The 13,053-nt window shown below is 62.0% G+C and carries 11 protein-coding genes; 4 read left to right on the top strand and 7 right to left on the bottom strand.

Features of this window, described 5'->3' with window-relative positions; all coding sequences use genetic code 11:
* Positions 1 to 34: 34 nt before the first annotated feature.
* From F3J24_RS19125 to F3J24_RS19115, 3 genes are read right to left on the bottom strand one after another with little or no spacing between them, the layout of a single operon-like run.
* Positions 35 to 493: a nuclear transport factor 2 family protein gene (locus tag F3J24_RS19125; RefSeq protein ID WP_167009703.1), complete on the bottom strand. Its 459-nt coding sequence runs from the start codon at positions 491 to 493 to the stop codon at positions 35 to 37.
* On the bottom strand, positions 493 to 2,976 hold the full coding sequence (locus tag F3J24_RS19120; protein ID WP_167009701.1) for an RND family transporter: 2,484 nt from the start codon (positions 2,974 to 2,976) through the stop codon (positions 493 to 495). Before F3J24_RS19120 ends, F3J24_RS19125 begins: the two co-directional genes overlap by 1 nt.
* Positions 2,973 to 3,980 carry a YCF48-related protein gene (locus tag F3J24_RS19115; protein WP_167009699.1) on the bottom strand — a complete coding sequence of 336 codons (1,008 nt, stop codon included), beginning with the start codon at positions 3,978 to 3,980 and terminating at the stop codon, positions 2,973 to 2,975. The genes F3J24_RS19120 and F3J24_RS19115 overlap by 4 nt, the downstream gene beginning before the upstream one ends.
* A gap of 210 nt (positions 3,981 to 4,190) precedes the next feature.
* On the opposite strand from F3J24_RS19115, the gene F3J24_RS19110 reads away from it, so the two are divergent.
* The 4 genes from F3J24_RS19110 (at position 4,191) to F3J24_RS19095 (ending at position 9,223) form a co-directional block, all read left to right on the top strand.
* Positions 4,191 to 5,405: a thiolase family protein gene (locus tag F3J24_RS19110; protein WP_167009697.1), complete on the top strand. Its 1,215-nt coding sequence runs from the start codon at positions 4,191 to 4,193 to the stop codon at positions 5,403 to 5,405.
* A 4-nt stretch (positions 5,406 to 5,409) separates the two neighbouring features.
* Positions 5,410 to 6,354, top strand: a complete 945-nt coding sequence (locus F3J24_RS19105) for an OB-fold domain-containing protein (protein WP_167009695.1) — start codon at positions 5,410 to 5,412, stop codon at positions 6,352 to 6,354.
* Positions 6,355 to 6,705: 351 nt separating this feature from the next.
* A complete protein-coding gene (locus tag F3J24_RS19100) occupies positions 6,706 to 6,909 on the top strand; it encodes a hypothetical protein (protein WP_167009693.1) in 204 nt (67 codons plus the stop codon).
* Between the two features lie 214 nt (positions 6,910 to 7,123).
* Positions 7,124 to 9,223: a TonB-dependent siderophore receptor gene (locus F3J24_RS19095; RefSeq protein WP_167009691.1), complete on the top strand. Its 2,100-nt coding sequence runs from the start codon at positions 7,124 to 7,126 to the stop codon at positions 9,221 to 9,223.
* A gap of 181 nt (positions 9,224 to 9,404) precedes the next feature.
* Here F3J24_RS19095 and tesG read toward each other — a convergent pair whose 3' ends face one another.
* From tesG to F3J24_RS19075, 4 genes are read right to left on the bottom strand one after another with little or no spacing between them, the layout of a single operon-like run.
* A complete protein-coding gene (tesG, locus tag F3J24_RS19090; protein ID WP_167009689.1) occupies positions 9,405 to 10,457 on the bottom strand; it encodes a 4-hydroxy-2-oxovalerate aldolase TesG in 1,053 nt (350 codons plus the stop codon).
* Positions 10,458 to 10,471: 14 nt separating this feature from the next.
* Entirely contained in the window at positions 10,472 to 11,395 is a 924-nt protein-coding gene (tesF, locus tag F3J24_RS19085) for an acetaldehyde dehydrogenase TesF (RefSeq protein WP_167009687.1), read from the bottom strand.
* Between the two features lie 6 nt (positions 11,396 to 11,401).
* Entirely contained in the window at positions 11,402 to 12,196 is a 795-nt protein-coding gene (gene tesE, locus F3J24_RS19080) for a 2-hydroxyhexa-2,4-dienoate hydratase TesE (RefSeq protein ID WP_167009685.1), read from the bottom strand.
* 4 nt (positions 12,197 to 12,200) lie between these two features.
* Positions 12,201 to 13,040, bottom strand: a complete 840-nt coding sequence (locus tag F3J24_RS19075) for an alpha/beta fold hydrolase (RefSeq protein ID WP_167009683.1) — start codon at positions 13,038 to 13,040, stop codon at positions 12,201 to 12,203.
* Positions 13,041 to 13,053 lie beyond the last annotated feature (13 nt).

Below are 13,053 nucleotides of genomic sequence, written 5' to 3'. Positions count from 1 at the left end.
AGCATGGCTACGCGGCCTGGTGAAGTGTTGCGGCTCAGGCGGCGGCTTGCAGCACGCTGCGATCGCCGATCTCCAGCAGCATCGTCATGCTGCGCTTCTGGATTCGCCAGCCCGCCGGCAACTGCACCCATTCGTCTTCATAGAAACCGATGGCGTCGTAGCGCAGATGACGGCGCGGGCCCAGTCCTTGATGCACGGCGCGTACCTGGATCCTACTGCGTGGGCGAGCCGGGTTGTCGGCTTCGACCTCCAGATTGCCCAGCAGATGCTGGGTGGGGCCGCAGCCGTCGAGGTGTGTGCTGATCATGCGGCGGACCCTGGCGACCCCTTCGCAGATGTAGCTGCCACCGTAGACCGTGGTGCAGTCGGGTGCGAACACCTGCTGCAGCAGGTCCCAGTTGCGCGTGTCGCAGGCCGTCGCGTAGCGGATCAGGGTCTGGGCCAGAGCATGTTCCAGAAGAAGCTGCTCCAGCGTGCTTGCTGCGGTCTGCATCACAGTTTTCCGTTCACGGAGGACTGGGGTTCGGGTTTGAGCATGCCGCCTGCGTGGCTGATGCCCCCTGCGCTGCCTGCCGCATGGGCATGTCTGGGCTGCTGGTGCAGGCGCTTGACACGTGCCTTGGCTTCGGTCGCACCCACATTCAGCCAGTAGGCCATGGCGGGCAGCAGGAAGATGGCACCCAGCATGTTCACCAGGAACATGAAGGCCAGCAGGATGCCCATGTCGGCCTGGAACTTCAGCGCCGAGAAAGCCCAGGTGCCCACGCCTATGGACATGGTGAGTGCCGTGAAGATGGCAGCATTGCCGCGCTGGCGCATGGCTTCATAGAAGGCCTCGCGCAGCGTGATGTCGCGCTCGCGCAGCTCGTGTTGCATGCTCTCGAACAGGTAGATACCGTAGTCCACGCCCACGCCTACGCCCAGGGCCACCACCGGCAGCGTGGGGACCTTCAGGCCAATGCCCAGCATGGCCATCAAGGCATTGCAGAGTATGGAGACGATGGCCAGAGGCACGACAATGCACAGCACGGCGCGCCAGCTGCGGAAGGTCAGCCAGCACAGCAAGGTGATGGCGCCGAAGATGGAGCCCAGCATCTGCACTTCGGCATGTTCCACGGCTTCGTTGGTGGCGACCGCGACACCGGCATTGCCGCCAGCCAGCAGGAACTTGACGTTGGGCGTCTTGTCCGCAGCGATGAAGTGGCGCACCTCGTCCACCACATGGGTCAGCGTGGCGCCTTCGTGGTCCTTGAGGAAGACCTGCAGATTGATGACCTTGCAGCCTTCGGTGTTCAGGCCCAGATCGGGAGACAGTGCCTTGGCGCCCGAGCGCAACGCGGCTTCGGTGCGCTGCAGCGCTGCCCAGCGAGGGTTGCCTTCGTTGTTGCTGGAGGCCGCAATCTTGGCCAGGCCGGAGACGCTGGAGACCGATTGCACGCCGTCGACCCGGCGCATGCGCGATTCGAAGCGCTCCACGGCGTTCATCACCGGCCAGTTCAGGCAGCCTTCGTCGAGATTGGAGGTTTCGACGAAAACGGACAGTACATCCATGCCGATCGAGTAGCTGCCGATGATGTTGTCGTTGTCGCGGTTGTAGCGCGAATCGGCACGCAGCTCTGGAGCGCCCGTGCCCACATCGCCGGTCAGCAGCTTGCGCGACTCGTAGGTACCAACGGCCAGCAGCAGCAGCGACACCACCAGCGTCAGCATGGCGGGACGGGATTCGGCCAGTGCCGACAGCTTCCACCAGAGGGGGTTGCGGCCGTTGGCGGTGGAGGAGGGGGCCTGCAAGGCCTTTTTCTCCAGGCGCAGATTGGCCAGCACCGCGGGCAGGAAGACCTTGTTGGTGATGATCATCAGCAGCACGCCCATGCAGGCGGTCACGCCCAGCTCGTGCACGATGGGAATGTCGATCAACATGATGACCATGAAGCCCAGGGCATTGGTCAGCAGTGCCAGAGCGCCGGGAATGGCCAGCTTGCGAATCGCGTTTTCGGCGGCCAGCCTGGAGCTGAGGCCGGCGCGCACGTCATGCTTCCAGGCGCCCGTCATCTGCACAGCATGGGATACGCCGATGGAGAAGATCAGAAAGGGCACCAGGATGGACATGGGATCGATGCCGTAGCCGATCAGCGGCAGGATGCCCAGCAGCCAGATCACGGGCAGCAATGCCACGGCTAGGCCCACCACCGTGATGTTGGTGGACCGAGTATAGAGGCGCAGCATGATGGCCGTGATGACAAAGGCGATGGCGAAAAAGGTCATGACCGTGGTCAGTCCGTCCATCACATCGCCCAGCACCTTGGAGAAGCCGATGATGTGTATCGAGATGTCCTTGTTCTCGAACTTGCTGCGGATCTCTTCAAGGCGCTGCGCAACCTGGTGATAGTCGAGCTTTTCGCCGCTCTTGGGGTCGACCTCGAGCAGGTCGGCGCGCACCATGGCGGACTTCAGATCGTTGCTGACCAGCGAGCCGATCTGGCCGGACTTGGCCACGTTGGAGCGCACCTGGGCCAGGCCTTGCTCGTTGGCCTCGAAGCGGGACGGAATGAGTACCTCGCCCACGTAGCCGTCTTCGGTGATCTCGATGTACTTCACGTTCGGTGTGAACAGCGAATACACCTGGCCGCGATTGACACCGGGGGTGAAGAAAACTTCGTCCGTCACGCCGCGCAGCGTATCCAGGAATTCCTTGTTGTAGATGTCGCCTTGCTGCCCCTTCCACTCCACGCTCACCAGAATGCGGTTGGCGCCCGAGAAGGTGGCTGCATGCTTGAGAAACGCCGTCATGTACTCATGGCGCATGGGGATCAGCTTGTTGAAGCCGGGGTCCAGATGCGTGCGCATGGCCGAGGCAGCCAGCAGTGCCGTGGCAATCAGCGTCAGCACGACGATGGACTTGCTCCACGAGATCAGCCAGCGTGCCGTGGATGCAATGAACCGGTCCAGCCGGCTGGTGGGTTCGCTCAGAGTCATGGGGTCGCTCCTGGGTCAGCCTGAGTGGCTGCCTTGGCTTGTTGTGAAGGAGGGAAGGGCTGGAGACCCGCATCGCTGGACATCCAGCCGCTGTCAGGGCCGGTCAGAACGATGTCGGTCAGGGTGGCGCGGCCCTTGGCGCGTTGCAGACTGAAGCTCTTGCCGCCGTCCTTGCTCAGGCCCAGCATGCTGCCCTGTCCCACCAGGATGAGGGTTCCGTCCTTTTCCTGGGCATGGCCGAAAAAGGAAACCGGAGCCGGTATCGCCGACTTGAGCCACGGCGTGCCGGGCGCTGCCTGCACGAAGGCGTTGCCGCGCATGCCGTAGATCAGCCAGCCGCCCTCGCGCGTGGCCATGGCGTTGTAGAAAGAGCCCTTGTAGAACTCGGGCTCGATCTGCCAGCTGGCACCGGAGTCCTCGGATCTGATGACCAGACCGCGCTCGCCCACGATCAGCCAGTGCTTGCCGTCCTCGGTACTGGCAATGCGGTTCATGTGCTTGTCCTCGACCTCTGCGGGCAGGGCAAGCGGCTCCCAGGTCTGGCCGTTGTCCCTGGAGGTGATGGCACGGCCGAAGGCGCCGACGCTGATCCAGTCGCCCGAGGGAAGGCGTGCGATCGACATCAGAGGCTCACCGTTTTCCTTGGAGAAGGCGACCTCCTCCCAGGTGCTGCCGCCGTCCTTGCTGCGCAGGATCCAGCCCTCATGACCCACGGCAAAGCCGGTCTTTCTGTCGGGCGCAAAAGCCATGCTGATGAGGAGTGCCTGGCGCTGCTCCTTGATCCGTGCCTGCAGCCAGTGTGCGCCCTTGTCGTCCGAGTACAGGATCTCGCCCAGTGAGCCAGCGGCCAGCAGACGTTCACCCACCTGTGTGACGGTGTTGAAATGGCTGCGCTCGACGCCAATGGTGGTAGGCGCCAGCGGGGGCGGTGTGCGGGGCGCAAAGGCGAGCGCTGAGGCAAAGGCCACCAATGCTGCTGCGCCTATACCGACGGCTGTTTTCACGTTGTCTCCTTGTTGATTCGTACACGCTGTGCATGTATTGCAAACACGGGTGCAGGTTCTTGATTTGGAGCCTCAGCAACATCGTCCGAATGGACGTTTGCCCGGAGAATTAGGGGTATGTACGGGGCCGGCTTTTTAGTCTCTACAGACGATGGATTCGGTCTGCTTCATTTACACAATGAATGCACACTTTCTTGGTAAGGGAGACATATGGGTTTGCAAGGAAAAGCGGCGCTGGTCGGCGTCGCGCAGTACAAGCCGCAGAAGTACGCAACGGCGCCACGCATGTTCCATCTGGAGCAGGTGGCCGACCTGACGCTGCAGGCTCTGGAGGACGCCGGCATGGAGCTGTCCGAGGTGGACGGCCTGATCACCAGCGCTCCGCACTTTCATGAGGCCAGCTGCTTTGTGCCGGCCATGGCCGGCGAGTACCTGGGCGTGCGTCTGAACTTTGCCGAAGTGGTCGACCTGGGAGGGGCCAGCTCCGTGGCCATGGTCTGGCGCGCGGCGGCAGCGATAGAGCTGGGGCTGTGCAACACCGTGGTCTGCGTGCTGCCGGCGCGCATGGCGCCGATCTCCGAACATGACGACCATATCAAGGAAGTCATGAAGGCCAGCCGCTTCGGCGGCCACAGCACCCGCTTTGGCGCACCCGAGGCCGAGATGGACCTGCCCTATGGTCATATGGCGCAGAACACCGGTTACGCCATGATTGCCCAGCGCTACGGCGCGGTTCATGGCTACGACGCGGCCGCTCTGGCGCGCATCAGCGTGGACCAGCGCTTCAATGCCTGCCACAACCCCGATGCCATGTTCTACGGCCAGCCCATCACCGTCGATGACGTGCTGAACTCGCGCATGGTGGCCGACCCACTGCATGTGCTCGAAATCGTGCTGCCGGCGGCGGGCGGCGGGGCCATGATCGTCACCCGTGCAGACCGTGCCAAAACCACCCGACACCGCCCCGTCAGCATCGTCGGCTGCGGCGAGCATGTGAGCAGCAAGTCGCCCACCTATATGGCCGACATGCTGCAGACCCCCATCGGTCCGGCCTCTGCCAAGGCTTTCGAGATGGCGGGCATGCGCCCTTCCGATATGCATATGGCGCAGATCTATGACTGCTACACGATTACCGTGATGCTGACGCTGGAAGACGCGGGCTTTTGCGAGAAGGGCAGGGGCATGGACTTTCTGCGCAACAACGATTTCACCTTCAAGGGCAACTTCCCCATGAACACCCATGGCGGCCAGTTGAGCTTCGGGCAGTCCGGCACGGCGGGCGGCATGTCCCAAGTGATCGAGGCGGTGCACCAGATTCAGGGGCGTGCCGGCGACAGGCAGCTGGGTCGCAACGATCTGGCCTATGTGTCCGGCACCGGTGGCGTGATGAGCGAGCAGGGCGCCTTGATCCTGCGGGGAGCATAAGAACATGGCTTGGAACAAACCTCTGCCCCATCCCACGGAAATTTCTGCGCCGTACTGGGAAGGTCTCAAGGCCCACGAAGTGCGCATTCAGCAATGCGATCGTGGACATTCGCTATTTTTCCCGCGCACCCATTGCCCCACTTGCGGGTCGCGCTCACTGAAGTGGAGCAAGGTGTCGGGCGAGGGCACCCTCTACAGCTTCACCGTGGCGCGCATCCCCACCATGCCCGAGTTCACTGACGAGATGCCCCAGGCCCTGGCCGTGGTCGAACTGCGTGAAGGCGTGCGCATCAACACCACCATGGTTGGCGTGGCTCCCGAGGCGCTCAAGGTGGGCATGGAGGTGCGCCCAGTGTTTGACGAGCGCCCCGGCGAGGTCACGCTGCTGCGCTTTACAGCCCATGCGGGCAGCTATCCGAGCGTCATCAAGGCCGACGCAGATGCAGAGGCCGATGCCGCCGTGGCGGAGCAGGCTGTCGTCGCCAAGCGCAAGATTTCCGTCAAGGACATCGAGGCCATGAAGTCGCTGGTGTCCGAGGAGTACAGCCCCTGGTCCAACGAGTTCACCGTGAGCCAGGAAGTCATCGACGAATTTGCCAGGCTCTCGGGCGATGACTACTGGATTCACACAGACCCCGTGCAGGCGCGTGAGAAAAGCCCGTTCGGCACCACCATCGCCCATGGCGCCCTGGTGCAGGTGCTGGCCAGCCAGCTCAGGATTCCGCTGGACTACGAGGTAGTGGACTTCAACAACATGGTCAACTATGGCTCGGATCGTCTGCGCTTCCCGACCCCTGTGCCCTCCGGTTGCAAGATCCGTGCGCGGGCCCGCATCAAGGCGGTGGAGCAGGTCAGGAGCGGCGTCCAGGCCACGATGGAGCTCAACATCCATGTGGTCGGCCAGGATCGTCCGGCCGTCATCAACGACCTGGTGATTCTCTACATGTGATCGCCGCAGTCCGCCCTGTGAAGGCGGGTGTTTCAGTTTCTTCAAGGGTTGGGGCTTTGCGCAGGCAAAGCCCCTTTTTTGTGGCCACACACAGATGGACTGCGTTCTCTGCTGTCGTGCAGAAAATATCAGACAAATTGGCCTTATAGCTATGCCTGTAAAGCGATGACAGCTATCAAATTATGAAGATTGTGCTTGCCAGTAGTCCAAGCTGTGCGATGGCACCAGCGGGTATCGGTCTGGGGTTGCCACCTAAGTAAATACCTGCTCATCAAAACGGACGATGTTGCGTTTTCCGTGCTGGCCATACTGCAAATCACAAAGGCCATAGAGCCTGCACAGGAGACAAGCATGAAAACCTCTTTTCGCTGGATGAATGCACTTCGCGCAGTGTGGCTGGCCGCTGCGGCACTGGCGCTATACCTCCCCGCCATGAATCTGCCACAGAGTGCCGCGGTGGCGGCGCAGACGGACTCTGCGCTCAAGCTGCCCGCCGGCATCGTGCTGGCCAGAGCCCAGACTTCCTGGAGCGCGGTTTTTGCATCGGGCTATTGAGTCCAGGCAGACCTCGAATCCTGCGGCCTTCTGCTGCCTAGCCGACTCTGATTTCTGGGGAATTTCTGTACTGTAAAGTACAGGTAAATGAGACTGATTCTCGATTATGATGCGCACGCTTTTGCACAGCACACAGGTTGTAGCCAATTGATGCCGTAGTCCCTGCGGACGATACCCGCCAAGCCGAATTACAACTCCGTATAACGAGGCATTCATGGCATTGAGGTATTCGCCGCTGGCAGCGGCATTGGGGCTGGCTTTCTCCGGCGCAGCATGGGCGCAGAAGGCTCCAGAGGTGGTACTCGACGAGGTACAGGTCCGCAGCGAGCGTCAGCCGGATTCGAGCTACAACCCTCCCACGGCAACGAGCGCCACCAAGATCGAGGCCCCGCTGCGTGATATTCCTCAGACCGTGAATGTGGTGCCGCAGAGCCTGCTGCGTGACCAGGCTGCGCAGTCCATGCAGGACGCTCTCAAGGCCGTGCCCGGTGTGGGTTTCTCTCATGGCGACGGCCAGCGCGACCAGGTCACCATTCGCGGCTTCTCGGCGATTGCCGACCAGTTCGTGGATGGCCTGCGCGATGACGCACTGTACTTCCGCGATCTGTCCAATATCGAGCAGATCGAAGTGCTCAAGGGCCCGGCATCGGTTCTGTACGGGCGCGGCTCGTCGGGCGGCCTGATCAATCGCATCACCAAGAAGCCCGGCGTCAATCTCAGCGAAGTGGGCTTGACTCTGGGGCGCTGGAACCAGCGCCGCGGCGAGTTCGACCTTGCGCGCGCGCCGCAGGACAGTGTGGTCTCCTATCGCCTGACCGGCGCCATAGAGCGCGCCGACAGCTACCGCGACCAGCAGTTTCTCGATCGCAAGGCGCTTGCGGCATCGGTGCTGATCAAGCCCAGTTCGGATACCAGCGTGCTGCTGCAGGCCGACTATCTGAAGGACAGCCGCCTGACGGACTTCGGTATCCCCGCGTACCAAGGCCGACCCGTCAATGTGTCGCCCGGCACCTACTACGGCGCGGCTAATGCCAGGGATGTGGATGTCAGCCGTGCCGAAGTGGCATCGCTGGGTGCGACGCTGAATCACCGTATCAGCGATAGCTTGTCGCTGCGCAATGCCTTGCGCTTCTACGATTACTCGCTGGATAGAAACAACACGCTTGTGGGCTCGGTCAACGAAAAGGCCCTGACCGCATCGTTGACCCGGGGCAATGTCCAGCGGGATGAGAGCGGCTTTTTCAACCAGACCGAACTGACCCAGAAGCTCGAGCTGGCGGGGATGAAGCATCAGCTGCTGTACGGCTTCGAGTTCGGTCGCCAGAGCAAGGACCTGCTGTCATACAGCCAGGCCAACGTGGCGACGGTCTCGTTGTTCAATCCGGTGCTGCCGACTTTGCCGCTGCGCATCAACGGCAAGCCTTCGGCGGACAACCACAGCGTCTTCAAGGTGGCCAGCCTGTATCTGCAGGATCTGGTGAGCATCAACTCTCAGTGGAAGGCTCTGGCCGGCGTGCGCTATGACCGTTTCCAGCAAGAAACGCATGAGCGTCAGCCGGGCAAGCCGGATCTGGGCCGCACGGACACCGCCTGGAGCCCGCGCGTCGGGCTGGTCTATCAGCCTTCGTCGGCATGGTCTTACTATGCATCGTGGAGCAAGTCCTTCCAGCCCTCGGGCGAAACCTTTGCGCTGGCAGCAAACAATGCGCAGCTGGCACCGGAAAAAACCACCAGCCAGGAAGTCGGCGTCAAATGGGATCTGCCTGACGGTAAGGCCTCGGTCACGGCCTCGCTGTTCAAGCTCGAGCGCACCAATATCAAGAGCGTCGATCCTGTCAGCAATACCGTGGTGCCTCTAGGCGTGCAGCGCACCAACGGGCTGGAGCTGACCTTTGCCGGAGAGATTGCTCCGAGCTGGCAGGTCTGGGCTGGCTACGCATTCCTCGATGGCGAGATGACCACATCGCCTGCCGTCGATGCCGGCCAGCCGGTCCAGGGCAAGCGCCCCACGCTGACGCCCAGGCAAAGTGCCAACCTCTGGGTGACCAAGGCGCTGGGCCACGGTTTCGGCCTGGGTGGGGGGCTGAACTATGTCGGCGCCCGGTTTGCCAATCCTGGCAATACCGTGACCTTGCCGGGCTACACCACGGTGGATGCCATGGTCTACTACCGCATGGGCCCCTGGGATGTACAGCTCAAGCTCAACAATCTGCTGGATCGTCGCTACATCGTGGCCGGCCATGGCAGCTCGCCCAATCTCAACCTGCCGGGGGCACCTCGCTCGGCCCAGGTGGTGGCGCGCTATCGCTTCTAAAAAAGCTGTGCCAACCGGCCCAGGCCGATTGGCCTGGACCAGAGCCGCTGCCAGGGGCCTCGGTGTGGATGGATAGAGGTTTGACGCTCACGACGATGCCGCAAAAAAAAGGGTTCAACGGCCGCCCCAAGCAGCCGCTGAACCCGATACAAAGTGGCAAAGAGAATGTGAAGTCAGGCGATCAGGCAGCCACGGCCACCTTCTGTGCCAGCTTCTGGCGCTCGCGCACCATGGTCAGTGCCGTGTCCTCGATCATGTCCTCCTGGCCGCCCACCATGCCGCGGCGGCCCAGCTCCAGCAGCAGCTCGCGCGCGGGGATGCCGTACTTGGCTTCGGCACGCTTGGCAAATAGCAGGAAGCTGCCGTACACGCCGGCATAGCCCAGAGTCAGCGCGTCGCGGTCGATGCGGATGGGGAAGTCCATCAAGGGCACGACCAGATCTTCGGCAACGTCCTGAATCTTGAACACATCCACGCCGGTTTCAATGCCCATGCGCGCGCATACGGCGACCAGCACTTCCATTGGCGTGTTGCCCGCACCGGCACCCAGACCTGCAGCGGCCGCATCGATGCGGTTGGCGCCGACTTCGATGGCGGCCAGTGAGTTGGCGATGCCCATGGCCAGATTGTGGTGGCCGTGGAAGCCCAGTTCGGTCTCGGGCTTGAGGGCCTGCCGCACGGCGGCCAGACGTTCCTTCACGTCATCGGGCAGCATATAGCCGGCTGAGTCCGTGATGTAGATGCAGTTGGCGCCGTAGCTTTCCATCAGCTTGGCTTGCTTGACCAGGCCTTCGGCGCTGTTCATATGGGCCATCATCAAAAAACCCACGGTGTCCATGCCCATCTTGCGGGCCATGGCGATGTGCTGCTCGGAGACATCGGCCTCGGTGCAATGGGTGGCCACGCGGATGGTGGAGACGCCCAGCTCATGGGCCATCTTCAGATGGTCGACGGTGCCGATACCGGGCAGCAGCAGGGCCGAGACCCTGGCCTGCTTCATCAGAGGGATGACGGTGGACAGGTATTCCTCGTCGGTGTGCGCGGGGAAGCCATAGTTGACCGAGCTGCCGCCCAGGCCGTCGCCATGGGTCACTTCAATCAGGGGCACGCCGGCGGCGTCCAGGCCCGTTGCCACGGACTTCATCTGCGCAAGCGTCATCTGGTGGCGCTTGGGGTGCATGCCGTCACGCAGCGTCATGTCGTGAACGGTGATCTTCTTACCTTTGAGGGACATGTTCTTCTCCAGTATCAGGCGGCAACAGCGGCTTCGGCCAGCTCGAAGCGGCCGGCAAGGATTTCTTCGGCAAACATCTCGGCCGTGCGTGCGGCGGCGGCGGTCATGATGTCCAGATTGCCGGCGTACTTGGGCAGGTAGTCGCCCAGGCCTTCGACCTCCATGTAAATGGAGACGCGGTTGCCGTCGATCACGGGGCCGTTGACCAGCTTGTAGCCGGGCACGTATTTCTGCACTTCCTTGATCATGTCGTGCACCGAGGCTTCGATTTCCTCTTTCTTTGGCGTATCCACGGTCAGGCAGTGGATGGTGTCGCGCATGATCAGAGGCGGCTCGGCGGGGTTGATGACGATGATGGCCTTGCCTTTTTGCGCGCCGCCGATCTTTTCGACCGCGCCCGATGTGGTGCGCGTGAACTCGTCGATGTTCTTGCGCGTTCCGGGGCCAACCGAGCGGCTCGAGACCGTGGCCACGATCTCGCCGTAGCTCACGGCCTGCACGCGCGAGACCGCAGCCACCATGGGAATGGTGGCCTGGCCGCCGCAGGTGACCATGTTCACGTTCATGGCCTTTTCGGCCACCTTCTCGGCCAGGTTCACGCTGGGCACGCAATAGGGGCCGATGGCTGCGGGCGTTAGGTCGATCATAAGTACGCCCAGCTCGTTGAGCTTGCGGCTGTTTTCAGCGTGGACATAGGCGCTGGTGGCGTCGAAGGCGATCTGTATGCCGTCTTCCTTGACGAAAGGCAGCAAGCCATCCACGCCCTCGGCCGTGGTCTTGATGCCCATTTCGCGGGCACGCTTGAGGCCGTCGGACTCAGGATCTATGCCGACCATCCACACAGGCTCCAGCAGGGGAGAGCGCTGCAGTTTCATGAGCAGGTCGGTGCCGATATTGCCGGGCCCGATCAGTGCGCACTTGATTTTCTTTTGCGTCATGGTGTCTTACTCCGTGAATTGAATGGAACAGCTGCCCAGGCCTTCAATGACCATCTCGAAGCGGTCACCGGCAGCGGCGGGCACCAGCGGAGCGAGGGAGCCCGAGAGAATGACCTCGCCTGCCTTGAATGGAATGCCGAACGCCCCCAGTGTGTTGGCCAGCCAGGCTACGGCTTCGGCCGGGTGGCCTTGCACGGCGCTGCCCAGGCCCGATCCGGCGGGTTGACCGTTCTTGCTCATCTGCATGGAAGCAGCGGCCAGATTCAGAGTGGCCGGATCGGTGTGCTGCTTGCCGATGACAAAGACGCCGCAGGATGCGTTGTCGGCCACGGTGTCCTGAATCTTGATCTTCCAGTCGTTGATGCGTGAATCGACGATCTCGAAGCAGGGAGCCACCCACTCGGTGGCAGCCAGCACGTCTTCGCGGGTCACGCCCGGGCCTTGCAGGTCCTTCTTGAGCATGAAGGCGATCTCGCCTTCGGCGCGGGGCTGGATTAGACCGGCCGCCTTGAGCGAGACGGTTGCGCCGTCCTCGTACTCCATGGAGTCGGTCAGAAAGCCGAAGTCGGGCTGGTGCACGTTCAGCATGTCCTGCACGGGCTTGGAGGTCACGCCGATCTTCTTGCCGATGACACGCTCGCCCGAAGCTTCGCGCAGGCGCAGCATGTGCAGGGATATGTGGTAGGCGTCTTCCACCGTCATTTCGGGGTGGTTGTCGGTGAGCGGTGCCAGCGTCCTGGCAGAGCGCAGTGCCTCATAAAGGCGCTGGCCTTGCGTTTCGATGAACTGCTTGTCACTCATGGCTTCAACCGTTCTTCATGAAGTCGATGCAACTGCGGTTGAACATCTCGCGATGCTCGACCTGCACCCAGTGGCCGCACTGGTTGACCAGAACCACGCGGCAGTTTTTGATGCCCTTGGCCAGCTTGTCGGCACCGCCCACGGGGTTGAAGGCGTCCTGCATGCCCCAGAAGCCCAGCACATTGCACTTCAGATCGGGCAGTTGCTCTGTCATGTTCGGGATATACAGACGCTGGCGCGAGGCTTCAGTCTGGGTCAGGGCAATGGGCGCGCGTTCGTTGATGATCTCGTCGGTCAGCAGCGCCTGGTCTACCACCTGCATGCTCATGACGGCGCGCATGGCCTCGGGGCCGGTCTTGCCGGACTTGTAGACATTGAACATATTGGCAATGCCGGGCATGGCCATATAGGCTTCGAACTCTTCCACGCCACCGGGCGCCATGAGGATCAGGCTCTTGACGTCTTCGGGGTACTTGAGCGCATAGCCCAGAGCCACTGCACCTCCCAGAGAGTTGCCCAGAATGGTGATGTTCTTCAGGCCCAGTTGGTCCACCAGCCCCTTGACGCCGGCGATGAAGAAATCCATGTCGTACTGTCTGGGCTCCTCGGTCTTGGAAGACAGGCCGTATCCGAGCAGATCGGGAACGATGGAACGAAAGCCGGCTGCCGCAAATTCGGGGTAGTTGCCCTTGAAGTTGCTGTAGCCGCTGGCGCCGGTGCCTGCGCCATGCAGAAAGATCACGGGGTCACCCGAACCCTGCTCGTGGTAATGCACGCGCTGGGGATGGCCGGCCACATCGCCGATGTCCACATATTTGCCTTCGGGAATGGAAAAAGTGCTCATCTCTGTTCTTTAT

It is taken from the genome of Comamonas sp. Tr-654, from assembly GCF_011752915.1.
Classification (GTDB): Bacteria; Pseudomonadota; Gammaproteobacteria; order Burkholderiales; family Burkholderiaceae_C; genus Comamonas.
This window is presented reverse-complemented; position numbering and strand designations above follow the sequence as displayed.